This window comes from Bradyrhizobium sp. B120 (genome assembly GCF_049075665.1).
In the GTDB taxonomy this organism is placed as follows: Bacteria; Pseudomonadota; Alphaproteobacteria; order Rhizobiales; family Xanthobacteraceae; genus Bradyrhizobium.
The window spans coordinates 8756222-8779717 of sequence record NZ_CP185242.1; the positions used below are offsets into that span (position 1 = coordinate 8756222).

Here is a 23496-nt window from a genome sequence, read left to right on the forward strand (position 1 = left end):
TCGTGTGGAATTGATTTTGTCGTCCCGGCGCAGGCCGGGACCCATACGCCGCGGCCATCGGAAAGGGCAAGCGGCTAGTTATCCGTGCGCCAACATGCAGCCGCGGTTATGGGTCCCGGCCTGCGCCGGGACGACGATAGTTGATAGGCCAGATCGCGCGCCGCTTACGCCGCGCGGATGTTTGCCATGAAGCGATCGAGCTCCTCGCGCAGCCGCGAGCTCTCGACCGACAGCGAGCGGGCCGAGTTCAGCACCTCTTCGGAGGCGACGCCGGTCTCGGTGGCGCCGCGGTTGACCTGGGTGACGCTGGAGGCGGCTTCCTGGGTGCCCTGCGCGACGTTCTGCACGCTGCGCGCGATCTCCTGCGTTGCCGCGCTCTGCTGCTCGACCGAGCTCGCGATGTTGGTGGCGATCCCGGAGATCTGCCCGATCGTGCCGCCGATCTCCTTGATCGCGGCGACCGATTCCTGCGTCGCGGCCTGCATGCCCGAGATGTGGGTCGAGATCTCGTCGGTGGCTCGCGCGGTCTGGCTCGCCAGCGACTTCACCTCGGCGGCGACCACCGCGAAGCCGCGGCCCGCATCGCCGGCACGCGCAGCCTCGATGGTGGCGTTCAGCGCCAGGAGGTTGGTCTGCTCGGCGATCGCCGTGATCAGCTTGACCACGTCGCCGATCTCCTGCGCGGCGCGCGAGAGCTTGCCGATCCGGGCGTCGGTCTGCTCGGCCTGACGCACGGCGGAATCGGCGATCTGGCTGGATTCCTTGGCACGGCGGCCGATCTCGTCGACCGACGCCGACAGCTCCTCGGTCGCGGAAGCAACCGACTGCATGTTGCTGGAGGCCTCCTCGGAGGCGCCGGCGACCTGGCTCGACAGGTTCTGCGTGGTCTCGGCAGTGCGGGTCAGCGTACCTGCCGCCGATTCGAGCTGCACGGCGGAAGCCGACACGTTGGAGACGATCGAGCCGACGGCGGATTCGAATTCGTCGGCGAAGCGAATCAGCTCGGTGCGCCGTGCGGCCGCGCTCGCCTTGTTCTGGGCTTCCTGGGTCGCGGCATCGCGCTCGGCCTTGGCGACCGCCTGGACCTTGAACTCTTCGACGGCGCCGGCCATCTCGCCAAGCTCGTCACGACGGCCGAGGCCCGGCAGCACCACGTCGAAATTGCCGGCCGCCAGCTCACGCATCGCCGCGCACATCGCCGCGATCGGCCGCGAAATGCCCTTGCCGAGCAGGAATGCCCAGCCGAGTCCGAGCACCAAGCTGCCGGCGGCAAGCATCAGGATCAGCTGCTCGGTTTCGCCGATCATGGAATGCGATTCGTTCTCGAGCCGCTTCTGGTCGGCGAGCAAGTCGGACTTCATCGCCGCCGCACCCTGGCTGATGGCGGCCGCGGATTCCGTCATCTCGACGGTCAATTCGTCGATCGACTTCGCATTCGCGATCAGCTTGGCCAGCGCCTCGCGGTACTCTTCAAGCAGCCCGGTGATGTCCTTCACGGCCTGGGCGATCCGCTCGTTCTTCGAGGTGATCCCCTTCACGAGATTGTCGGCGAATTTCAACCGGGCGAGCGCGCTGGTGGCAACGGTCTTGTCGCCGTTGACGACGAACGTGTTGACGGCGCCGGTGATCGACTGCAGCTGGTCGGCGACCTTCTTGGCGCCGAACTGAATCGACTGCAGCTCGGAATCGTCGGCATTGCTCGGCAGATCGTCGAGCTTGTAGCGCATCGAGGTCGCACTACGGACCAGTCTGTTCTGCGCAGTCTGGGCGCTCTCGTCCTTGATGCGGACGATCTCGGCAAAGATCTTGGTGAAGGCGCGGAATTCGCGCTCCAGCTTGGTGACCTGCTCGAGCCGGGCCGGATTGCTGGTGCCCTTCATCGACGCCACGATGGCGTCCTTCAGGCTGGCCTCGGCGGCGAGCGCGGCCTTGGCGTCGTCCTCCTTGCCGGTGGCGACGTAGTAGCGCGCCAGCGAACGGTAGGAGATCAATTCGCGATCGATGTTGCGGGCGAGGTCGGCTTCCGCGACGCTCTGGCGGTAGGAGCCGACACCGGCGGAGACCCGCTCGAAGCCCATATAGGCAAAGCCCATGGTCGCCGCCGACAGCGCCAGCGTGACGGCAAAGCCGAGCATGATCTTGGCTTGAAATCTGAGGGTTGGGAACCTGATCGACAGCGATCGCTTGAGTCCCGGCATTCCAACCCCCGTCTTCATTCTGAAAACCACGCGGGGTCCGGCAGCAACCCGCCCCAGCCCCCGGAGGGCAAAACTAAGGCAGAATCAATAAGGCCCGGTAAATGGGCAACAGGTCAGCCAGTTCGGCGCGCTACTACCTTGGTCGGGCTCGGAGGGAGGGCAAGGTGATTGACGCGCGGGTCCGGCCCGATACCTTAGAACCGATCAAACCTGTCCCTGCCCGGGCCGGGAGAACACATCGGGAGGTGTCCCATGTCATCGCGTCGAGCGGCGCCGTTGGCGCTTGCGGCGAGCGCAGCTGCCGGCGAAGTCGCCTGGCCCATGACATTTCCCCTCACGACCTAGAAGATACCGGCAGGCCTGACCGCAACCCATCGCGGCATGGCCCGTATGCCCTTACGACCCGCGCTGTCACGACAGGCCGCGCCAAGAAAAACAAGAAATTCTGGTCAGGGAGAACGCCTTTGGCGAAGCAGAACGGCAGCGCCACCGACAGCATTGTCGTGGTGCAGGCAAAGACCGACGGGCCGCGGCGAGCAGCCGACGAGATCGCGCGCCAATTGGCGGCGGCTGATCTCGCCATGCTCGTGGTGTTCGTGTCGCCGTTCTATGACCCGAAGGAATTCATTGCCGAGCTGTCGAGGCAGATGGGCGACGTTCCGATCTTCGGCTGCACCACGGCCGGCGAATTGTCGCCCGGCGGCTGGGACGAGGACAGCGTCGTCGCGATGGGCTTCAACGCCGCCGATTTCGTCATCGCGGCCCGGCCGCTGTTCGACCTCGCGACGTTCCGGGTCGATCATGGCCGCTCGATGTGCACCGAGTTGCAGAGCGAATTCGCGCAACGCACCGAGCATTGCGATCACACCGAGGATTCCTTCGGGCTGCTCTTCATCGATGGCATGTGCCAGCGTGAGGAGACCATCATGTCGGCGATCTACGCATCGCTCGGCGACATCCCGGTGGTCGGCGGCTCCGCCGGCGACGGCCTGCGCTTCGAGAGGTCCTGGGTCTTCCACGGCGGTCAGGCCCATACCGACGCGGCCGTCCTGATCCTGATCCGGACCCGGCTGCCGTTCCGCACCTTTAAGTGCGACCATTTCGAGCCGACCTCGACCAAGATGGTGGTGACCGAGGCCGACATCGAGCACCGCATCGTCAAGGAATTGAATGCCGAGCCCGCCGCGCTGGAATATTCCCGCGCCGTCGGCCTCAGCGACAGCAAGCTCGAATTGTTCTCGTTTGCCGCGCATCCGGTCCTGGTCCGCGTCGGCGGCGCCTATTACGCGCGGTCGATTCAGCGCACCAATCCGGACGGGTCGCTGCAATTCTTCTGCGCCATCGACGAGGGCATGGTGCTGACGGTGGCGCGCGAGCGCGACCCGATTGACGTGACAAGCCGCCTGCTCCAGGAGCTGACCGAGGAGCTCGGCGAGGTCTCGATGTTCATCGGCTTCGAATGCGTGCTGCGCCGGCTCGATGTCGAGCAGCGCCAGCTGTCGCGAGAGATGTCGGAGCTCTATCGCCGCAACAAAGTGATTGGCTTTCAGACCTATGGCGAGCAGTATCGCTCCATGCATGTCAACCAGACGCTGACCGGCATCGCCATCGGCAAGCGGGCTGTCGCGCCGCAATGACCGACAGCAAGACCACGCGCATTGCGGCCCTCGAACGCGAAGCCGAGAAGCTGCGCAAGATCAACGCGGCGCTGATGTCGCGCGTCGAACGTTCGACCGACCAGCAGCTCAACGCCTTTTCCCTGTTCGAAACCGCGATCGCGCTGGATCAGCAGGTGCGCGACCGCACCCAGCAGCTCAAGCAAGCGCTGCAATCGCTGGAGAAAACCAACGGACGCCTGCTGCAGGCCAAGCAGCAGGCCGAGGCGGCAAGCTCGCTGAAATCATCGGTGCTGGTTTCGGTGACCCACGACCTGTTGCAGCCGCTCAATGCGGCGCGGCTGACGCTGTCCGCGCTGACCGAGATGGCCAGCGAGCCCAAGAGCGGCGCGCTGACCGATCAGATCGACCGTTCGCTGGCGACGCTGGAAGACATGTTGCGGACGCTGCTCGACATCTCGAAGCTCGATGCCGGCGTGCTCCGGCCGGAATTCGGTCCGGTCGCGATCGCCTCGCTGTTCGAGCCGCTGGAGCAGGAATTTGTCGCAACCGCCGCCAAGCGCAACCTCGGCTTCAAGATCATGCCGTCGTCGGCGGTGGTGCGCTCCGATCCGCTGATGCTGCGCCGGATCCTGCAGAACCTTGTGGCCAATGCGCTGCGCTACACCCAGCGCGGCACCGTGCTGATGGGATGCCGCCTCAAGGGCGACGACATCTGCATCGAGGTGCATGACACCGGGCCGGGCATCCCGGAAGCCCAGCGCGAAGCCATCTTCGTCGAGTTTCAACGCGGCGACGCCGGCGCCGGCGACAAGGCGGGCATCGGGCTTGGCCTTTCGATCGTGCGCCGGTTTGCCGATTTGCTCGGCCACAACATCAGGCTGAGTTCGCGCGCCGGCAAGGGCTCGGTGTTCTCGGTCACCGTGCCCCGCACCTTCGATCCGGTTGCGATCCCCGTTCGCGAGCAGGTCAGCGTCGACTATCGCTATGGCGGCATGGAGGGCGCGAAGATCCTGCTGATCGAGAACGACCTCTCGAGCGCCGAGGGTCTCGCCCATCTGCTGGAGAAATGGGGCTGCGACGTCGCCGTAACGATCTCAAAGACCGAGGCGCTCGAGCGCATCCATGCGCTGGACGGGATTCCCGACGCCATCATCGCCGACCTGCACCTCGACAATGGCGAGACCGGCATCCAGGCCGTCGACGTGATCCGCGGCGAGATCAACGCCAAGGTTCCGGCGATCATCGTAACCGCAGACTACTCGGCCAAGGCCGCCTCGGACGTCTCAGCCTTCGGCCACGAACTCTTGAAGAAGCCGATCAAGCCGGCGGAGATGCGCTCGCTGCTGTCGTTCCTGCTGGCTGCGGAGCAGTCGGGCGCGCGGCTATGATTCCGCGCTATGTGGCGGCGGCGGGGCCGTCACCGGCGCATGATCGTGCTTGCCGAAATCCAGTTTCGACAGCGCAATAATGGCCTCGGTCCGGCTGCGCACGCCGAGCTTCCGCAGGATCTCCGAGACGTGCACCTTCACGGTGGTGACCGAGATATCGAGCTGATAGGCGATGTGCTTGTTCTGCAGGCCGCGGCAGATCATGTCGAGCACGCGAAGCTGCTGCGCGGTAAACTGGCCGAGCTGCTGCACCAGTTGCTTGGTGTCGGCCTGGCCCTTCCGTGCGGCAGCCGAATCGCGGAAGCGCGTCGGCAGGCACACCTCGCCTTCGAGAATCCCGCGCAGCAGCCGTGCCAGCTCGAGCTTCGGCGTCGACTTCGGAATGAATCCGGAAATCCCGAGCGAGATGGCGCCGCCGATGATCCGGGAATCGTCATGCGCTGAGACGATGACGAGCGCGCTGCGCGGCGCCGCGGCCCGCACCCGGTAGGCACCGAGCAGGCCCGTGGTGCCCGGCATCGACAGATCGAGCAGGATCAGATCGAAACCGTCGCGCGCGGCGATCACGTCGAGCGCGCCATCGATCGAGGTCGCCTGCAGCACCTCAGCATCGGGAAACTCGGCCCCGATCACACCGATCAGGGCAGCACGGAACAGCGGGTGATCCTCGACGATCAGCAGTCGAGGCGCACCCGCTTTATCGACCGGCGGCTCGTCCGCCAGGGGCGCGGTCGTGGTCAATGCTGCGCCGTCCTCCCTCGGATGCTCATGACAGCCATTGTATGCAGGACGTTATCTCAAAGCCGATCGTCAGCCTATAGGCGGATAGTCAATGCGCCCGCCTCGCAGTGCAGCAAGCTTACGGCGCCTTCTCTGCCTTCGCTCCGGCGCAGGCGTCAGGAACAGGCAGCGGAATCTTGCCGAGCTCGATGATCGCCTTGTTGCGGCTGAACAGCTTCAGCTTGCGCAGTATCTCGGTGACATGCGCCTTCACCGTGGATTCCGCGAGTTTGAGCTCGGAGGCGATCTCGCGGTTCTGCAGGCCGCGGATGATCAAGTGCAGCACGCGGATTTGCTGCGGTGTCAGCTTCTGGATGCGCTCGCGCAGCGTCCGCGCCGTCTCGGACTGATCCAGCGCGCCGACCGCGACGAAATCCCGCGGCGCCGAGACCGATCCGCTCAGCACGCGCGCGATCGCCTGTGACAGCTCGCCGAGCGAGGTCGATTTCGGCAGATAGCCGACCGCGCCCATCTCCAGCGCCTCGCGGATGGTGTGCTTGTCTTCTTCACTGGAGACGATGGCGATCGGCAGCCGCGGATAGCGATCCCTGATCTTCTGGAAGCCGGAGAAGCCGACGACGTCAGGCAGCAGCAGATCGAGCAGCGCGAGGTCGATATTCGGCTCGCTGGCGAGGATACCAAGGGCCCCTTTGATCGAGGTCGCCTCATAGATCCGGGCATCGGGATGCGAGATGCGGATGGCGTTGCCAAGCGCCTCCCCAAACAGGGGGTGATCGTCGATGATCAGGAACCCCATCATGAGGACCCTCGCATTGCTCGAGCCATTTCCGTTCCGCTTGAATCGGAACGGGGCTCGCGATTCATATTCTGACGCGTTTTCTTCACGCGAACCGGTATCCACTTCGCTCGAAACGCTTCAGTTGCGGATCGCGGCAGCTAGTTCGATCCGCCGCTATCCTGCACACTCTGCAGATAGGCATATACGTTTCTGAGCTCGTCGTCGCTGAAGACGTCCTTCCAGGCCGGCATGCCCTTGGCCGGCCGCCCGTCATGGACCGTCTTCCAGTATGTCTGCTCCATGTCGTCAGCATAGCGCTTCTTGAGCAGCCTGAGATCGATCTTTCGCTCGGCCTGCACCGCGTCCGGACCGTGGCAATGGGCGCAGGTGCCGTTGAAGACCTCCCGCCCCGCGGTGGCGTCTCCCTTGGCATCGCCTTTGGCATCTCCGGCGGTTGCGGCGGTCTGGACCGGTTTCTCGGCCGCAGCCGCCTGCCCGACCGTGACGGGTTCGCTGGCTCCGACCGACGACGTCGTTGCCCGATCTGCCTGGCCGAACTTCACCGGGGCACCGTCCGGCACGCCGTATTTGGCAAACAGGGCGGAAATCTCCGGCTGCAGCGACGGCAGCACGCCGTCGACTTCGTCGCGCAACGCGCCGGACGCCTTGGCGAAGCCGATCGCGGTCGCCCAGAGCAGGCCGTCGCCCTCGGTCGACACGATCTGGTACTTGTCGCCGTAGCTGGTCTTGTTGAGCCACCCCGCCACCGGCGCCCAGATGAAGGCGACGTCCGCCTTGCCCTGTTCGAGGGCCGCCATGCCCTCCTCCGGGCTCAGCACCGTGACCTTCTGGATGTCGTCACGCAGCGCCAGCAGGTTCTGCGGCGTCGATTGATACTGCACCGCAACCCGCAATCCCTTGAGGTCGTCGATGCCGGCAAGCTTGCGATCCTTGCCGCCGACCAGCGCGTAGCCTTCATGGGCAATCGGCTTCGAGAAGATCACCGCCGGGCCCATGAAATCGTCGATCAGCGGCAGCCCGACCATGGCGTCGCACTGCTTGCTGAGCAGCGTCTCCCGCACGGTGCGCTTGCCGAAATAGGACTTGTACCAGTTGGTGCTCACCGTACGGCCGAGCTTTTGCGCCACCGCCTGGCCGATCTCGAGATAGAGGCCGGGCTTGCCCGGGTCGTCACTCGAGAACGGCAGGTTGGTCGGGTCGGCGCAAAGCCGCAGCGGCGGTTTTGTCTCGTCGGCGCCGGCCGCCAAGGCCGGCACCATAAGCGCCGGCGCCATAAGGAAGGCGGAGAGCAGCACGGTCCGGATTGCATGTTCCAACCGCGTGTTGCGCGAGGGGGTGCGCAGTTCGTTTCGGGCGATGCAGGACACGGACAATGCTGCCTCCTTGGCGATCGTTTATTGCAGGGCGAACACGAACAGCGAGCCGCCCTCAGGCGCCGCGGCGACCATCTTCTTGCCGATGTCGCCGAGGAAAGCCGGCAGCGCCGCGGTGCGTCCCACCACGATCGCGACATACTGCTTGCCGTCGACCGAATAGGTCACTGGACCGGCACCGATGCCGCTACCGAGGTTCTTGCTCCACAGCACCTTGCCGTTCTTGGCATCGATGGCGCGGAAGTCGCCGTGCAGATTGCCCGAGAACACGAGGTTGCCGCCCGTCGTCAGCGTACCGCCGTTGAAGGGCAGGTCTTCCTTGATGCTCCACACCTTCTTGTTGGCGACCGGATCCCAGGCCACGAGCTCGCCGAGGAAGCCGCCGGGGCCTTCCTTGGTCGGGAATTCGGCGCCGAGATAGAACACGCCGCGCTTGTAGTTCACGTCAGAGACCGACCAATCCATGCAGACGTTATTGGTCGGGATGTAGACGAGGCCGGTCTGCGGGTTGAACGACATCGGCTGCCAGTTCTTGCCGCCGATCAGGTTCGGGCAGATATCCTTGGCGGGATGGCCGGGGCCGGGACGCTTGTCCGGATCCTCTTCCGCCCGCATCGTGTTGATGTCCCACTTCTTGGCCCAGTTGGCGAAGACGTACTTCTCGGCCGAGATCACCTTGCCGGTTTCGCGGTTGGCCACGAAGAAGAACCCGTTGCGGTCCGCCTTCATCAGAACCGGCGTCTCGGCGCCCTTGATCTTGAGGTCGGCGAGCAGCAGCTCGTTGACGCCGTCATAATCCCAGGCGTCGGCCGGCGTGCCCTGGATGTGCCACTTGATCTTGCCGGTGTTGGGATCGATCGCCAGCGTCGAGGCCGTGTAAAGGTTGGTCAGCTTGCCGAAATTGCCGTCGCCGGTGGAGCGCACGCCGGTATTCCACGGTCCCGGATTGCTGGTGCCCCAGTAGACCGTGTCGGACTTGGCGTCGTAGGAGCCGACCAGCCAGGCGGCGCCGCCGCCATGCAGCCCGGTGTCGCCCTTCCAGGTGTCGCTGCCGGGTTCGCCCGGCGCCGGCACCGTGAAGGTCTGCCAGAGCAGCTTGCCGTCCTTGAGATTGAAGGCCTGCAACGAGCCGCGGACGCCGTATTCGCCGCCGCCGAAGCCGGTGATCACCTTGTCGCGGACGATCAGCGGCGGCGAGGTGATGACCGAGCCCTGCTTGTAGTCGACCACGGTCGAGGTCCAGAGCTCCTTGCCGGTCTCGGCATCGAGCGCGGTCAGCTTGCCGTCGAGCCGGCCGACGAAGATCTTGCCGTCGGCATAGGACACGCCGCGATTGTTGACGTCGCAGCAGGCGTATTGCAGCACGTCATCCGGAATATCCGGCTGCCAGGTCCATTTGCGCGCGCCGGTCGCGGCATCGACCGCATAGACGTATTTCGGCCCCCACGACGTCGACACATACAGCGTCTTGCCGATCACCAGCGGCGACGATTCGTTGGAGCGCAGCGAGGCCAGCGACAGCGAATAGACCAGCTGCAGCTTGCCGGCATTCTCGGAATTGATCTGCTTCAGGGGGCTGAAGCGCGTATTGCCGTAGTCGTGGCCGGCGATCGCCCATCCGTTCGGATCGGACGCCGCCTTCACCACGGAATCATTCGCTTTCGACGCGCCAATGCTTGCCATCGCCATGGCGACCAGCGACACACCGGCAAAGAAAATCCCGCTCCTCAGCTTCATTGGCTTCCTCCAATATGGTTTCGTTGCCGCGATGGATGCATCGCGCGCGCGGATCGATACCCAATTTCATGAACCAGCGATCTTCTGTCGCTGCGTCGGCGATGAAAATGACAGCAACGCTTTTGCGTCGTTATAGGCGGAAGGTAGTAGCAATCGCGGCGGCGATTTTGGCGCGCCGCAGGCAGCATCGATCTGCCGAAAAACCGCTTGCACTGCGGGGTGATTTCATCGCGCCGGAGCATGCTCCCGGCAGCTTGCAAATTGCTCATTGAACGGCTGCCTGCTAGGATCGCAGGCACTGCCCGGCGCCTTCATGACAGGGCCGCACCTACGACTTTGATCGCGGTTACGTCCCATATGAAGCGTGGTCTACTGGGCCCATAACGAAGCTATTGGGAGAAACGCGTGTCTACAGTCAAACTGACGGTAAACGGCAGGGCGGTTTCGGTCGACGTCGAGGACCGGACCCTCCTCGTGCATCTCTTGCGCGAAAACCTCAACCTCACCGGCACCCATGTCGGCTGCGATACCAGCCAGTGCGGCGCCTGCGTCGTCCATGTCGACGGACGGGCGGTCAAATCCTGCACCATGCTGGCCGGCCAGGCCGCGGGCTCCAACGTCACCACGATCGAAGGCCTCGCCAGGGGCGACGAGCTGCACCCGATGCAGGCGGCATTCCGCGACAATCACGGCCTGCAGTGCGGCTATTGCACCCCCGGCATGATCATGTCCGCGGTCGATATCGTGCACCGCCATGGCGGCAAGCTCGACGAGGAAACGGTTCGCCACGAGCTCGAAGGCAACATCTGCCGCTGCACCGGCTACCACAACATCGTCAAGGCGGTGCTCGATGCAGCCGGCCGCATGAAGGTCGCGCAGGCGGCCGAATAGCCGGCCCACGCAGTACACACTAATCAAGCTCATCACCGCCGGTCTCGATGGAAACGGCGGCAAAATCGAATCTCCGTTGGGAGGACTAGACTATGGGTGTTGAAGGAATTGGCGCACGTGTCGTGCGCAAGGAAGATCGCCGGTTCATTACCGGCCAGGGTCGTTACGTCGACGACGTTAAAATGGTCGGCATGAGCTACGCTCACTTCATCCGCAGCCCGCATGCACATGCCAAGGTCAAGGGCATCAACTCCACCGAGGCCATGAAGATGCCCGGCGTGATCGCGGTGCTGACCGGACAGCAGATCGTCGACGACAAGGTCGGCAATCTGATCTGCGGCTGGGCCATCACCTCGAAAGACGGCTCGCCGATGAAAATGGGCGCGTGGCCAGCGATGGCGCCGGAGACCGTGCGCTTCGTCGGACAGGCGGTCGCGGTTGTGATCGCCGAGACCAAGAACCAGGCCAAGGACGCGGCGGAAGCCGTCGTCGTCGACTACGAAGAGCTTCCCGCGGCGGCCGACATCAAGGCCGCGATCAAGTCGGGCGCGCCGCAACTGCATCCCGAAGCCCCCGGCAACATCGTCTATGACTGGCACATCGGCGACGAAGCCGCGGTCGGCGATGCCTTCAGCAAGGCCGCCAACGTGGTGACGCTCGAGCTCACCAACAACCGCCTGGTGCCGAACGCGATGGAGCCGCGCGCGGCGATCGCACAGTATGACCAGGCCGAAGAGCACTACACGCTCTACACGACCTCGCAGAACCCGCACGTCGCCCGCCTCGTGCTGTCGGCGTTCTACAACATCGCGCCCGAGCACAAGCTCCGCGTGATCGCACCCGACGTCGGCGGCGGCTTCGGCTCCAAGATCTACATCTATCCGGAAGAGATGGTGGCGCTGTGGGCCTCGAAGAAGGTCAACCGCCCGGTGAAGTGGACCGGTGACCGTTCGGAGGCCTTCCTCACCGACGCACATGGCCGCGACCATGTCTCGAAGGCGGAGATGGCGTTCGACAAGGACAACAAGATCCTTGGCCTGCGGGTGAAGACCCACGCCAATTTCGGCGCCTACATGTCGCTGTTCTCCTCGGCGGTGCCGACCTATCTCTACGCGACGCTGCTGTCGGGCCAGTATGTGATCCCGACGATCTATGCCGAGGTGATCGGCGTCTACACCAACACCACGCCGGTCGACGCCTATCGCGGCGCGGGCCGTCCCGAGGCGAGCTATCTGCTCGAGCGGATGATGGAGACGGCGGCGCGGCAGCTGAAGGTCGATCCGACCGAGCTGCGCAAGAAGAACTTCATCAACCAGTTCCCGTATCAGACGCCTGTGATCATGGCGTATGATGTCGGCGACTTCCACGCCTCGATCGATACCGCGATGAAGGCGATCGACTATGCCGGCTTCCCCGCCCGCAAGGCCAAGGCGCAAGCCAGTGGCAAGCTGCGCGGCATCGGCGTCTCCTGCTACATCGAGGCCTGCGGCATCGCGCCGTCGAAGGCGGTCGGCAGCTTGGGGGCCGGCGTCGGCCTGTGGGAATCGGCCGAGATTCGCGTCAATCCGGTCGGCACCATCGAGGTGCTCACCGGCTCGCACAGCCACGGCCAGGGCCATGAGACGACGTTCTGCCAGATCATCGCGGAGCGGCTCGGCGTGCCGATCAGCCAGGTCTCGATCGTCCATGGCGACACCGACAAGGTGCAGTTCGGCATGGGCACCTACGGCTCGCGCTCGATTGCGGTCGGCGGTGCGGCGATCGTGAAGGCAATGGAGAAGGTCGAAGCGAAGGCCAAGAAGATCGCAGCGCATGCGCTCGAGGCGTCCGAGAGCGACATCGTGATCGAGAACGGCGAGTTCAAGGTCACCGGCACCGACAAGGCGATCGCGCTGCCGATGGTCGCGCTCGCGGCCTACACCGCGCACAACCTGCCCGACGGCATGGAGCCCGGCCTGAAGGAGACGGCGTTCTACGACCCGACCAACTTCACCTTCCCGGCCGGCGCCTATATCTGCGAGCTCGAGGTCGATCCCGGCACCGGCAAGACCACCTTCGTCGACTTCGTGGCAGCGGACGATTTCGGCCGGCTGATCAACCCGATGATCGTCGAGGGCCAGGTCCATGGCGGGCTGGCGCAGGGTATCGGCCAGGCGCTGCTCGAGGGCGCGGTCTATGACGACACCGGTCAGCTCGTGACCGCGTCGTTCATGGATTACACCATGCCGCGCGCCGACGACCTGCCGTCGTTCCAGCTCTCCCACACCACGACGCTGTGTCCGGGCAACCCGCTCGGCGTCAAGGGCTGCGGCGAAGCCGGCGCGATCGGTGCTTCCGCTGCCGTGATCAACGCGATCACGGACGCCATCGGCAACAACAAGCTGGAAATGCCGGCGACGCCCGATCGCGTCTGGCACGCCATTCACGGTTGAGGGAGGAAGAGCCATGTACGAGACAAATTATCACCGCGCTTCCTCGATCGCCGATGCCGCAGCCACGTTTGCCAAGGGCACGGAATCAAAATTCCTTGCCGGCGGACAAACCCTGCTTCCTGTGATGAAGCAGCGTCTCGCTGCACCGTCCGACGTGATCGACCTCTCCAAGGTGCAGGAGATGATCGGCATCGAGGTTTCGGGCGACACCGTCACCATCAAGGCAGCGACGCCGCATTACGATGTGGCGCAAAGCGATGCGGTCAGGAAGGCAATCCCCGCGCTTGCCAATCTGGCGTCGATGATCGGCGACCCCGCCGTGCGCTATCGCGGTACGATCGGCGGCTCGCTCGCCAACAACGACCCGGCGGCGGATTATCCGGCGGCGGTGCTGGCACTTGGCGCGACGATCAAGACCAACAAGCGGTCGATCGCGGCGGATGATTACTTCAAGGGCCTGTTCACGACGGCGCTCGAGGATGGTGAGATCATCACCGCGGTATCGTTCCCGATCCCGGCCAAGGCGGGTTATGCCAAGTTTCCGAACCCGGCCTCGCGCTTCGCCCTGACTGGCGTGTTCGTCGCCAAGACCAAGGCCGGTGACGTCCGCGTCACCGCGACCGGTGCATCGCAAAGCGGCGTCATGCGGGTGGGGCCGATCGAGCAGGCGCTGAAGGCGAACTGGGCGGCTTCGGCGCTCGACAGCGTCACGATCGCGGCGAGCGGCCTGCTCGCCGACATCCACGGCTCGGCGGATTACCGCGCCAATTTGGTGAAGGTGATGGGACAGCGCGCGGTGACTGCCGCCGGCTGATAGCGCCTAAACACAAGTCGAGCGGCGGCGCGCAGCGATGCGCGCCGTTCGCGTTTTACGGCGCCTCGTTTTACCGGCGCTTCGGGGCAAAAGACGCTTGCCTCATCGCGCGTTCGGCGAGACAATTTAGCTAATCAGCTAATTAAAAATACCGTCCCACGGACGGCTGGGGGAACGCATGACATTCGGCACCAAGCCAGCCGCAAACACCTCAGCCGCTTAACGCCCCACAACGAACGGATAACAACGTGCTCGATAAACCCGCCTCCCAAACCGCCGCTCGCACCTCGGGCCCGCTCGCCGGCTTCCGCATCGTCGAATTCGCCGGCATCGGCCCCGGCCCGTTCGCCTGCATGCTGCTCGCCGACATGGGCGCCGAGGTCATCACCCTCGATCGGGTCGGCGCGGGGAAGAATTTGAAGGCGGTGGCAACCCGCGGCCGCAAGGTCATCGAGCTCGACCTCAAGAACAAGGCGGCGATCGCTGAAGTGCTCGACCTGCTCAGCCATGCCGATGCACTGATTGAAGGCTTCCGACCCGGCGTGATGGAGCGTCTCGGTCTCGGCCCCGACGTCGTGCTCGCGCGCAATCCGAAGCTGGTCTTCGGCCGCATGACCGGCTGGGGCCAGGAAGGCCCGCTGGCGAACGCCGCCGGCCACGACATCAACTACATCTCGATCACCGGCGCACTGGCTGCGATCGGCACCAAGGAGAAGCCGGTGCCGCCGCTCAATTTGGTCGGCGATTTCGGCGGCGGCGCGCTGTATCTCGTGGTTGGCGTGCTCGCCGCGCTCTTGGAAGCGCAGAAGTCGGGCAAGGGCCAGGTGGTCGACACCGCGATGTGCGACGGCGCGGCCTCGCTGATGTCGATGTTCTACGACATGGCCGCGCAGGGCCGCTGGAGCGGCGGCCGCGACCAGAACTTCCTGGACGGCGGTGCGCATTTCTACGGCGTCTACGAATGCTCCTGCGGCAACTTCATCTCGATCGGCTCGATCGAGCCGCAGTTCTACGCGCTGCTGCGCAAGCATGCCGACCTGACCGACGCCGACTTCGACGCCCAGATGGACCGCAAGGCCTGGCCGGCGCTGAAGGCAAAGCTGGAAAAGGTCTTCAAGAGCAAGTCGCGCGCCGACTGGTGCACAATCATGGAAGGCACCGACATCTGCTTCGCGCCGATCCTGACCATGGAAGAGGCCCCGAAGCATCCGCACATGGCGGCACGCCAGGTGTTCGTCGAGCGTCACGGCGTCACTCAGCCCGCCCCCGCGCCACGCTTCTCGCGCACGCCGTCCGCAATCCGCGAGCCGGAGTTGGCAAGCATCGGGGACGTGACGAGTGCGTGGAAGGCGGGGAAGTAGACCCGTCGTCCCGGCGAAGGCCGGGACCCATAACCACGAAACGTGGTTATGACGCGCGATCTTTCCGCGGGACTACCATCCCGCACGCTCGATAGATTCCGCGGTATGGGTCCCGGCGTTCGCCGGGACGACACCTGTTGGCGGTGCGCTAGCGCGGCACCTCTACGACGTCTTCAAGCCGCGTGATCGACCTTCAGCACGCCGCGGCGGATCTGGTCTTCCTCGATCGATTCGAACAGCGCCTTGAAGTTGCCTTCGCCAAAGCCGTCGTCGCCCTTGCGCTGGATGAACTCGAAGAAGATCGGCCCGATCGCGTTGGCCGAGAAGATCTGCAGCAGCACCTTGGTCTGGCCGCCGTCGACGACGCCCTCGCCGTCGATCAGGATGCCGTTGGTCTTGAGCCGCGCCAGGTCCTCGCCATGCTGCGGCAGGCGGGCATCGATCCGCTCGAAATAGGTCTCGGGCGGCGACGGCATGAACGGCAGGCCATCCGCGCGCAGCGTCTCGACCGTCGAATAGATATCGCGCGCGCCGCAGGCGATGTGCTGGATGCCCTCGCCGTGATAAATGTTGAGATATTCCTCGATCTGCCCGGAATCGCCGGCGTCCTCGTTGATCGGAATCCGGATCTTGCCGTCCGGGCTGGTCAGCGCGCGCGAGAACAGGCCGGACGCGCGGCCCTCGATGTCGAAGAAACGGATCTGGCGGAAGTTGAACAGCTTGGCATAGAAGCCGGTCCAGACATCCATGCGGCCGCGGTGGACGTTGTGGGTGAGGTGATCGACGTAATAAAGGCCCGAGCCTGCGGGACGAGGATTCTCCTCTCCTAGCCACTCGAACTCGGCACCATAGGCCGAGCCCTTGGCACCATAGCGGTCGACGAAATACAGCAGGCTGCCGCCGATGCCCTTGATCGCGGGGACATCCAATGTCTTCTCCGCGGACGACACATCCGCCGGCTCCGCGCCGAGCGAGATCGCGCGCTCATAGGCGCGCTTCGCATCGACCACGCGGAACGCCATCGACGGCGCGCAGGGGCCATGCGCGGCGACGAAGTTGAAGCCGTGGCTCCCCGGCTCCTCATTGACGAGATAGTTGATGTCGCCCTGGCGATAGACCGTGATCTTCTTGGTCCTGTGGCGGGCGACCGCGACAAAGCCCATCAGCTTGAACAAAGCGTGCAGCTCGGCGGGATTGGGGTGGGCATATTCGACGAACTCGAAGCCGTCGGTGCCCATCGGATTCTCAGCGCTGATTTCGACCGGCGGCGCATCGTGCGGAAACGGACCCATGACGGTAACTCCCTGATTTGTCTGGAGATCAGTTTCCGTCACTTGTGGCGCAACGTGCGTGCAAAATGGCCCCTGATCTGCTAGAATCGCGCACAATCCGTGCATGAAATGGACCATATGCGCATGCCAGACGTCGATGCCTTCGACCTCAAGATGCTCGCCGCGCTGCAGGACGACGGGCGGCTGACCAACCAGCAGCTCGCCGACCTGGTCGGGCTCTCCGCCTCGCAATGCTCGCGGCGGCGGATGCGGCTGGAGGAGGAGAAGGTGATTTCGGGCTACCACGCCGATCTCGCCGGCGAGGCGCTCGGCTTCGGCCTGATCGCCTTCATCCACATCACGCTCGCGACCCACTCGCCGGACAACGCCAAACGGTTTCGCGAGCTCGTCAACCGCGTCGACGACATCCAGGAAGCCTACGCGCTGACCGGGGATGCCGATTACGTGCTCAAGGTGATGCTGCGCGACCTGAAGAGCCTGTCCGACATCGTCAACAACGTGCTGATGCCGCATCAGAGCGTGGCGCATGTGCGCTCCTCGATCGTGCTCGACCGCCTGAAGGAGAGCACCAAGTTGCCTCTGAAATCGCTGCCGACCTGACTGGCGCAAATCGAGGGAAATCCGTCATTCGCTTTCCCGGCCCGATTTGCGATCATTCCTCCAGCATCCCCCAGAGAGGCGACCATGGCGCTGCAGCTGCGACCGAACTGCGAATATTGCGACAAGGACCTGCCACCGAGCGCGCTGGAGGCGCGGATCTGCTCGTACGAATGCACGTTCTGTGCGGATTGTGCGGAGACCAAGCTCGGCAACGTCTGCCCGAACTGCGGCGGCGGCTTTGCACCGCGACCGATCCGCCCGGCCAAGCCGTGGCGGGTGGGTGTCTGCACCATAAACCAGCCGCCGTCCGACAAGCGGGTGCATCTGAAATACAGTCTCGAGGACTGCGCGGCCCATACGGCGCGACTGAGGGATGTCAGGCCCGAGGAGCGGTAAGGCTCCTCTCGTCATTGCGAGCGAAGCGAAGCAATCCATCCTCTCCGTGCGGGGATAGGTGGATTGCTTCGTCGCTTCGCTCCTCGCAATGACAACTTACTCCGCCGCGACGATCGTGCCCTCGACCTCGCCAAAACCGACGCGATAGCCGTCGCCCTGGCACCAGCCGCGCATGATGAGCGAGTCGCCGTTCTCCAGGAACGAGCGCGTCACGCCGCTGCCAAGCTCCACCGGCTCGGTGCCGTTCCAGCTGATTTCCAGGAGGCTGCCGCGCTGATGCTTTTCGGGACCGGAGATCGTGCCGCTGCCTAAGAGGTCGCCGACATTCATCGCGCAGCCGCTGGAGGCGTGGTGCACGAGTTGCTGCACCGACGACCAGTACATGTATTTGAAGTTGGTGCTGCAGATCGTCTTCGCTTCGTTCATCGCACCGGCGCGCAAGCTCACGTCGAGCTGCAAGTCGTAATTGTTCGGCTGCGCCTGCTTGAGATAAGCCAGTGGCTCCGGCTGCTGCGCCGGGCCCTGCATCCGGAACGGCTCCAGCGCCTCGCGCGTCACCACCCACGGGCTGATCGAGGTCGCGAACGCCTTGGCCTGGAACGGCCCGAGCGGCACATATTCCCACTGCTGGATGTCGCGCGCGCTCCAGTCGTTGAGGATGACGAAGCCGAAGATCATCTCCTCGGCCTGCTTCTCGGTGAGCATCTCGCCCATCGGCGAGGCCTGACCCACCACGACGCCCATCTCGAGCTCGAAGTCGAGCCGCTTGCACGCGCCGAAGCTCGGCACGTCTGTGGTCGGCGGCTTCAGCTGCCCGCGCGGCCGCCGCACCTTGGTGCCGCCAACCACCACCGTCGAGGCACGGCCATTGTAGCCGATCGGCATGTGCAGCCAGTTCGGCTGCAGCGCATTGTCCTTGCCGCGGAACATGACGCCGACATTGGTGGCGTGCTCCTTCGACGAATAGAAATCGGTATAGCCCGAGACGGCAAACGGCATGTGCAGCCGAACGTCGGCCATCGGCACCAGCGCCCGCGCCCGCAATTCCCTGTTGTCGCGCAATTCAGGATGATCTGATCGCAACAGCTCGCTGATCCGCGCCCGCGTCGCCGACCACACCTTCGGCCCGAGCGCCATGAAGGCGTTGAGCGATGGCTGCGAGAACACGCCGAGCGGCCCGACGTCGAGCCGCGAGTCCTGCTCGAGCTCCCAGAGGTCGAGCACATAGTCGCCGATCGCGACGCCGACACGCGGCGCGAGGCCATCCTTCGACGAGAACACGCCATAGGGCAGATTCTGGATCGGGAAGTCGGAGGTCGGGGCGACGTCGATGAAGGAGCGGAGGGATGGGTCGTTGGGGTGGGTCATCGTTTTCTCGATGCAATGATGGTGGTGCCACTTTCGCCACCCTCCCCTGGAGGGGGAGGGTCGGCTCGCATGGAGCGAAGCGAAATGCGAGACGGGGTGGGGTGATCCCTCCACTCGGGTACTGCCTCAAGGGAGAGACTGTCACCCCACCCCGCCGCTCATTTCATTCGCGTCGACCCTCCCCCTCCAGGGGAGGGTAAAATTACGGCTTGGTCGGGTCGAACTTCTTCTCGAGCCCCTTCCAGCAATCCGAGTAATCGTCCTGTAGCGTCGATGACGTCGCGGCGTGCTGCGTCACGCGTTGCGGGTAACGGGTCTCGAACATGAAGGCCATTGTGCCGGTCAGCTTCACCGGCTTCAGCTCGCTGTTGCTAGCATGCTCGAAGGCTTCGCGGTCGGGGCCGTGCGGCAGCATGCAATTGTGCAAGCTGATGCCGCCGGGCACGAAGCCCTGCGGCTTGGCGTCGTAGACGCCGTAGATCAGCCCCATGAACTCGGACATGATGTTCATGTGGTACCACGGCGGGCGGAAGGTGTTGTCGGCCACCATCCAGCGCTCCGGGAAGATCACGAAGTCGATGTTCGCGGTACCGGCAGTCTCCGACGGCGAGGTCAGCACCGTGAAGATCGACGGATCGGGATGATCGAACGCGATCGCGCCGACCGGCGAGAAGGTGCGCAGGTCGTATTTGTAGGGCGCGTAATTGCCGTGCCAGGCGACGACGTCGATCGGCGAATGCGGCAATGTGGTCTTGAACAGCGCGCCGCCCCACTTCACGTAGAGCTCGGTCGGGGTATCCTTGTCCTCGTAGCTTGCCACCGGCGTCAGGAAGTCGCGCGAATTGGCCAGGCAATTGGCACCGATCGGGCCGCGCTCCGGCAAGGTGAAGGCGCCGCCGTAATTCTCGCAGAGATAGCCGCGCGCGGGGCCATTCGAAATCTCAACGCGGAATTTGACGCCGCGCGGGATCACCACGATCTCGCCCGGCTCGGCATCGATGCGGCCGAACTCGGTGACGAGGCGCAGATTGCCCTGCTGCAGCACGAACATCATCTCGCCGTCGGCATTGTAGAAATGCTGATCGACCATCGATTTGGTGATGAGATAGATGTGCGCCGCCATGCCGGCTTGCGTATTCGCGTCACCCGCCGTGGTCATGGTCTGCACGCCCTGCAGGAAGGTCATGTCCTCTTTCGGGATCGGCGCCGGGTCCCAGCGCAGCTGCGCGATCGGCATGTCGTATTCGTGGCACGGCGCGGTGCGCCACAGCCCGCTATCTGCCTTGGCGAAACGGCCGGAATGCCGCACCGAGGGACGGATGCGGTAGAGCCAGGAGCGCTCATTGGTGCCGCGCGGCGCCGTGAACGGCGAGCCCGACAGCTGCTCGGCATAGAGCCCATAGGCGCAGCGCTGCGGCGAGTTGCGGCCCATCGGCAGCGCGCCGGGCAATGCTTCGGTCTCGAAGCTGTTGCCGAAGCCGGACATGTAGCCCGGCGTGACCTGCCCCGAGCTGCGAACGATCTGATCAGGCGAGGTGTTGATGTTCATCGCTATCCTCCTTGCAGGGCGGCCCACATTTCCTGGTCGCGCTTGTCGGTCCAGATCACGGGATCGTCGATCCCGGACGCTTCGTCATAGGCGCGCGAAACGTTGAACGGCAGGCAGTGCTCATAGATCGCGAATTTCGAGAATTTCGGATCCATCACCTCGCGTGTCGCCGCCATCGATTCCTTCAGGCTGCGGCCCTTGGCGACGGACGATTCGGCGGCACCATAGAGCGTGGTGACGAAATCGCGGGTCATCGCGATCGCATCGCGCCCGGTCTCGAGGCCCTTCAGCGCATCGCCGCGGCCCGGCGCGATCGCCTTCGGATTGAAGGCGCGGATCTCGTTCAGCGTCATCGGCCATTCGCGCAAATGCGCATCGCCGCAATAGCAGGCCGAGTGATATTCGATCAGGTCGCCGGAGAACATCACCTCGGCATCCGGCACCCAGGCGACGATATCGCCCGAAGTGTGGCCGGCGCCGAGCTGCATCAGCCGCACCTCGCGCTTGCCGAGATAGATCGACATCTCGCCTTCGAAGGTCAGCGTCGGCCAAGTCAGGCCGGGAATGCTCGCCGCGTCCTGAAACAGCCGCGGGAAGCGGCCATATTCGGAATCCCAATCCTGCTGGCCACGCTCCTGGATCAGGCGATAGGTCTCCTGCGAGGCGACGATGCCCTGCGCGTGATAGGCGGAGGCGCCGAGCACGCGCACCGCGTGATAATGCGACAGCACGACGTATTTGATCGGCTTATCGGTGACGGTCTTGACCCGCTCGATCACCTTGTTGGCCATCGCAGGCGTTGCCTGTGCGTCGAACACCAGGCAGCCGTCCTCGCCGACGATGACGGCGGTGTTGGGATCGCCCTCGGCGGTGAAGGCGTAGAGATCGGTGCCGATCTCGGAGAAGGTGACCTTCTTCTCCGCGAGATCCGTGGTCGATGCGAAACCTTTGGCCATCAGTTCAATCCTGTCCGTTGATCAGTGCTATTGTTGTTGCTGTTGTTGCTGCTGGCTCGCGTCCAGCGTCCGCCGCTTCGCCAGCGCGATCGCCTCGCGCAGCACGTCGAGATCGCCGATATGGTTGGCGAGCACCAGAACCAGCGCGGCATCGAGATCGGCGCTCTGCGCCTCGGTGAGGCCGCGATGCGCCTCGACGATGGCGCGGAAGGCATCGTCGGGTTTAGCAAAGTTCGAACTGGTCGACAGCGCCATCGCAAATCCTCAGTTCAGGCCGGCGGCGCGCGCCAGCGCCGCATCGAGTGCGGGCCGCGCGGCGTTCCGGAAGCGCGCCGCGACATAGCCGTCCGGCCGCAGCAGATAGGCGGTGCCGGGCTCGGCGTCGTAGCGCTTGCCGGCAAGGCCCCGCACATCGATCAGCCCGCCCTCACCACCGACCCGGATGCTCCCGACGCCGTCAGGCACATCGACAGCCGCGCCATTACCAAACTCCAGCAGCGTGAACCGCGTTCCCTGCCTGATGAAAACGTCGGTCAGATAGCTGGAACCACCGCCCTGCTCGGTCACCGGTGCATCCGGCATCGAGGCGCCCGGCCGCGGGCCGCCGCGCCAGTTGTCGCGATCGCTGCTCGACAGTGGCGTGTCGTAGACCGACGGCACCGACAGCCGGCCGCCATTGACCATGCGTTTGCCGAACTCGGTGTCCTTGGCGAGCGACAGCACCGCTTCGCGCAGCCGCGCCTCCTGCCGGGTCACCGGCGCCATGAAATCGGTCGAGCGGGTGGACTCGCGGATGTTCTCGTCCGCCGCCGCGCTACGCTCGATGTGATAGGTCTCCAGCAAGCCCTCCGGCGACAGCCGGCGCAGCACGCGATCGAGCTTCCACGCCAGATTCTCGGCGTCCTCGAGCCCGGAATTGGCGCCACGCGCGCCGAACGGCGAGACTTGATGTGCGGAATCGCCGGCAAAGATCACGCGGCCGTGGATGAATTTTGCCATCCGCCGGCACTGGAACTTGTACAGCGAGATCCATTCGAACTCGAACTTGTCGTGCCCGAGCATGCGCTCGATCCGCGGCCGCACGTTCTCGGGCTGCTTCTCGGCCACCGGATCCGCATCCGGATTGAGCTGCAGGTCGATCCGCCAGATGTCGTCCGGCTGCTTGTGCAACAGCGCCGAGCGTCCGGCGTGGAACGGCGGATCGAACCAGAACCAGCGTTCGGTCGGGAATGCCGCGGTCATCTTGACGTCGGCGATCAGGAACTGGTCCTCGAACACCTGCCCCGCAAAGTCCGCACCGACCATCTGCCGCAGCGAGGAACGGGCGCCGTCGCAGGCGACGACAAAGGAGGCATGTATCTGGTAGGAGCCTTCGGGGGTCGCGATCGTCAGCGCGACGCCATCGTTGCGGCTCTCCAGCGCGATCACCTTGTTGCGCCAGCGCAGGTCGATTTCAGGCAGCTGCTCGACCCGGTCGACCAGATAGGCCTCGGCATAGAACTGCTGCAGGTTGATGAAGGCGGGCCGCTTGTGACCCTCTTCGGGCAGCAAATTGAACTGGTAGAGCTGCGAGGCGCCGTGGAAGATCTTGCCGACGCTCCACACCACACCCTTCTCGACCATGCGGTCGCCGACGCCGAGGCGATCCCAGAACTCCAGCGAGCGTTTCGAGAAGCAGATCGCGCGCGAGCCCTCGCCGATCCGGTCGGCATCGTCGAGCAGCACCACGCGCTGGCCGCGCTGCGCGAGGTCGATCGCGAGCGACAATCCCACCGGCCCGGCGCCGACCACCACGACCGGATGCTCCGCGACGTTGGCGCCCGACCGCTCCTGGTCGGGGTGACGGCGATAGCCGAACTGGGTTTTGGCCTGTGCCGTATTGGCTGCCATTGCTTGACCCTGGATGTTCCCTGACGCCGGCCCTTGTCTGTGGCTCGGACTGCGGCTTGTGTGACCGGCTGGCAACCAGCACCTTGCGGGCT

General features: G+C 64.6%; 20 protein-coding genes. 9 read left to right on the forward strand and 11 right to left on the reverse strand.

What is annotated here, in order from left to right; genetic code table 11:
* Window positions 1-164: 164 nt before the first annotated feature.
* The gene (locus ACOIX3_RS40615; RefSeq protein ID WP_420967593.1) at window positions 165-2198 is read right to left on the reverse strand and encodes a methyl-accepting chemotaxis protein; all 2034 of its coding nucleotides are present in this window, start codon (window positions 2196-2198) and stop codon (window positions 165-167) included.
* Between the two features lie 464 nt (window positions 2199-2662).
* Here ACOIX3_RS40615 and ACOIX3_RS40620 point away from each other — a divergent pair, with 464 nt between their 5' ends.
* Window positions 2663-3835: an FIST N-terminal domain-containing protein gene (locus tag ACOIX3_RS40620; protein WP_420967594.1), complete on the forward strand. Its 1173-nt coding sequence runs from the start codon at window positions 2663-2665 to the stop codon at window positions 3833-3835.
* A complete protein-coding gene (locus ACOIX3_RS40625; RefSeq protein WP_420967595.1) occupies window positions 3832-5205 on the forward strand; it encodes a hybrid sensor histidine kinase/response regulator in 1374 nt (457 codons plus the stop codon). Before ACOIX3_RS40620 ends, ACOIX3_RS40625 begins: the two co-directional genes overlap by 4 nt.
* On the opposite strand, the gene ACOIX3_RS40630 is transcribed toward ACOIX3_RS40625, so the two are convergent.
* From ACOIX3_RS40630 to ACOIX3_RS40645, 4 genes are all read right to left on the reverse strand, one after another.
* On the reverse strand, window positions 5200-5946 hold the full coding sequence (locus ACOIX3_RS40630) for a LuxR C-terminal-related transcriptional regulator (protein WP_420967596.1): 747 nt from the start codon (window positions 5944-5946) through the stop codon (window positions 5200-5202). The two genes, ACOIX3_RS40625 and ACOIX3_RS40630, sit on opposite strands and share 6 nt — an antisense overlap.
* 118 nt (window positions 5947-6064) lie before the next feature.
* The gene (locus tag ACOIX3_RS40635) at window positions 6065-6745 is read right to left on the reverse strand and encodes a response regulator (protein ID WP_092121932.1); all 681 of its coding nucleotides are present in this window, start codon (window positions 6743-6745) and stop codon (window positions 6065-6067) included.
* Between the two features lie 137 nt (window positions 6746-6882).
* Window positions 6883-8112: a c-type cytochrome gene (locus ACOIX3_RS40640; protein WP_420971921.1), complete on the reverse strand. Its 1230-nt coding sequence runs from the start codon at window positions 8110-8112 to the stop codon at window positions 6883-6885.
* Window positions 8113-8139: 27 nt separating this feature from the next.
* On the reverse strand, window positions 8140-9855 hold the full coding sequence (locus tag ACOIX3_RS40645; RefSeq protein ID WP_420967597.1) for a PQQ-dependent dehydrogenase, methanol/ethanol family: 1716 nt from the start codon (window positions 9853-9855) through the stop codon (window positions 8140-8142).
* A 68-nt stretch (window positions 9856-9923) separates the two neighbouring features.
* Here ACOIX3_RS40645 and ACOIX3_RS40650 point away from each other — a divergent pair, with 68 nt between their 5' ends.
* The 5 genes from ACOIX3_RS40650 (at window position 9924) to ACOIX3_RS40670 (ending at window position 15353) form a co-directional block, all read left to right on the forward strand.
* On the forward strand, window positions 9924-10127 hold the full coding sequence (locus ACOIX3_RS40650; protein ID WP_420967598.1) for a hypothetical protein: 204 nt from the start codon (window positions 9924-9926) through the stop codon (window positions 10125-10127).
* 133 nt (window positions 10128-10260) lie between these two features.
* Window positions 10261-10746, forward strand: coding sequence for a (2Fe-2S)-binding protein (locus ACOIX3_RS40655; RefSeq protein WP_420967599.1), 486 nt, complete (start codon window positions 10261-10263; stop codon window positions 10744-10746).
* A gap of 92 nt (window positions 10747-10838) precedes the next feature.
* Window positions 10839-13178, forward strand: a complete 2340-nt coding sequence (locus ACOIX3_RS40660) for a xanthine dehydrogenase family protein molybdopterin-binding subunit (protein WP_420967601.1) — start codon at window positions 10839-10841, stop codon at window positions 13176-13178.
* Window positions 13179-13191: 13 nt separating this feature from the next.
* A complete protein-coding gene (locus tag ACOIX3_RS40665) occupies window positions 13192-13992 on the forward strand; it encodes an FAD binding domain-containing protein (protein ID WP_420967602.1) in 801 nt (266 codons plus the stop codon).
* A 248-nt stretch (window positions 13993-14240) separates the two neighbouring features.
* On the forward strand, window positions 14241-15353 hold the full coding sequence (locus tag ACOIX3_RS40670) for a CaiB/BaiF CoA transferase family protein (RefSeq protein ID WP_420967603.1): 1113 nt from the start codon (window positions 14241-14243) through the stop codon (window positions 15351-15353).
* 173 nt (window positions 15354-15526) lie between these two features.
* On the opposite strand, the gene hppD is transcribed toward ACOIX3_RS40670, so the two are convergent.
* Window positions 15527-16645 (reverse strand): 4-hydroxyphenylpyruvate dioxygenase, encoded by a 1119-nt coding sequence (gene hppD, locus ACOIX3_RS40675; protein ID WP_420967604.1) that lies wholly within the window; start codon window positions 16643-16645, stop codon window positions 15527-15529.
* Window positions 16646-16768: 123 nt separating this feature from the next.
* On the opposite strand from hppD, the gene ACOIX3_RS40680 reads away from it, so the two are divergent.
* Window positions 16769-17245, forward strand: a complete 477-nt coding sequence (locus tag ACOIX3_RS40680) for an Lrp/AsnC family transcriptional regulator (RefSeq protein ID WP_212316585.1) — start codon at window positions 16769-16771, stop codon at window positions 17243-17245.
* Between the two features lie 84 nt (window positions 17246-17329).
* The gene (locus tag ACOIX3_RS40685) at window positions 17330-17641 is read left to right on the forward strand and encodes a DUF1272 domain-containing protein (protein ID WP_420967605.1); all 312 of its coding nucleotides are present in this window, start codon (window positions 17330-17332) and stop codon (window positions 17639-17641) included.
* Between the two features lie 96 nt (window positions 17642-17737).
* Here the strand turns inward: ACOIX3_RS40685 and fahA are convergent, their stop codons facing one another.
* From fahA to ACOIX3_RS40710, 5 genes are all read right to left on the reverse strand, one after another.
* Window positions 17738-19009: a fumarylacetoacetase gene (gene fahA, locus ACOIX3_RS40690; RefSeq protein WP_420967606.1), complete on the reverse strand. Its 1272-nt coding sequence runs from the start codon at window positions 19007-19009 to the stop codon at window positions 17738-17740.
* 202 nt (window positions 19010-19211) lie between these two features.
* Window positions 19212-20558: a homogentisate 1,2-dioxygenase gene (hmgA, locus tag ACOIX3_RS40695; RefSeq protein WP_420967607.1), complete on the reverse strand. Its 1347-nt coding sequence runs from the start codon at window positions 20556-20558 to the stop codon at window positions 19212-19214.
* 2 nt (window positions 20559-20560) lie between these two features.
* Entirely contained in the window at window positions 20561-21514 is a 954-nt protein-coding gene (locus ACOIX3_RS40700) for an MBL fold metallo-hydrolase (RefSeq protein WP_097675815.1), read from the reverse strand.
* A 27-nt stretch (window positions 21515-21541) separates the two neighbouring features.
* Window positions 21542-21769 carry a DUF2783 domain-containing protein gene (locus ACOIX3_RS40705; protein ID WP_092121894.1) on the reverse strand — a complete coding sequence of 76 codons (228 nt, stop codon included), beginning with the start codon at window positions 21767-21769 and terminating at the stop codon, window positions 21542-21544.
* A gap of 9 nt (window positions 21770-21778) precedes the next feature.
* The gene (locus tag ACOIX3_RS40710) at window positions 21779-23404 is read right to left on the reverse strand and encodes an FAD-dependent oxidoreductase (protein ID WP_420967608.1); all 1626 of its coding nucleotides are present in this window, start codon (window positions 23402-23404) and stop codon (window positions 21779-21781) included.
* Between the last annotated feature and the right edge of the window lie 92 nt (window positions 23405-23496).

Excerpts from the sequence above, each read along its gene's own strand:
- ACOIX3_RS40615 (WP_420967593.1), bottom strand. The coding sequence starts at position 2,198 with ATGCCGGGACTCAAGCGATCGCTGTCGATCAGGTTCCCAACCCTCAGA.
- ACOIX3_RS40625 (WP_420967595.1), top strand. The coding sequence starts at position 3,832 with ATGACCGACAGCAAGACCACGCGCATTGCGGCCCTCGAACGCGAAGCC.
- ACOIX3_RS40635 (WP_092121932.1), bottom strand. The coding sequence starts at position 6,745 with ATGATGGGGTTCCTGATCATCGACGATCACCCCCTGTTTGGGGAGGCG.
- ACOIX3_RS40645 (WP_420967597.1), bottom strand. The coding sequence starts at position 9,855 with ATGAAGCTGAGGAGCGGGATTTTCTTTGCCGGTGTGTCGCTGGTCGCC.
- ACOIX3_RS40650 (WP_420967598.1), top strand. The coding sequence starts at position 9,924 with ATGAACCAGCGATCTTCTGTCGCTGCGTCGGCGATGAAAATGACAGCA.
- ACOIX3_RS40660 (WP_420967601.1), top strand. The coding sequence starts at position 10,839 with ATGGGTGTTGAAGGAATTGGCGCACGTGTCGTGCGCAAGGAAGATCGC.
- ACOIX3_RS40665 (WP_420967602.1), top strand. The coding sequence starts at position 13,192 with ATGTACGAGACAAATTATCACCGCGCTTCCTCGATCGCCGATGCCGCA.
- hppD (WP_420967604.1), bottom strand. The coding sequence starts at position 16,645 with ATGGGTCCGTTTCCGCACGATGCGCCGCCGGTCGAAATCAGCGCTGAG.
- ACOIX3_RS40680 (WP_212316585.1), top strand. The coding sequence starts at position 16,769 with ATGCCAGACGTCGATGCCTTCGACCTCAAGATGCTCGCCGCGCTGCAG.
- ACOIX3_RS40685 (WP_420967605.1), top strand. The coding sequence starts at position 17,330 with ATGGCGCTGCAGCTGCGACCGAACTGCGAATATTGCGACAAGGACCTG.
- fahA (WP_420967606.1), bottom strand. The coding sequence starts at position 19,009 with ATGACCCACCCCAACGACCCATCCCTCCGCTCCTTCATCGACGTCGCC.
- hmgA (WP_420967607.1), bottom strand. The coding sequence starts at position 20,558 with ATGAACATCAACACCTCGCCTGATCAGATCGTTCGCAGCTCGGGGCAG.
- ACOIX3_RS40700 (WP_097675815.1), bottom strand. The coding sequence starts at position 21,514 with ATGGCCAAAGGTTTCGCATCGACCACGGATCTCGCGGAGAAGAAGGTC.
- ACOIX3_RS40705 (WP_092121894.1), bottom strand. The coding sequence starts at position 21,769 with ATGGCGCTGTCGACCAGTTCGAACTTTGCTAAACCCGACGATGCCTTC.
- ACOIX3_RS40710 (WP_420967608.1), bottom strand. The coding sequence starts at position 23,404 with ATGGCAGCCAATACGGCACAGGCCAAAACCCAGTTCGGCTATCGCCGT.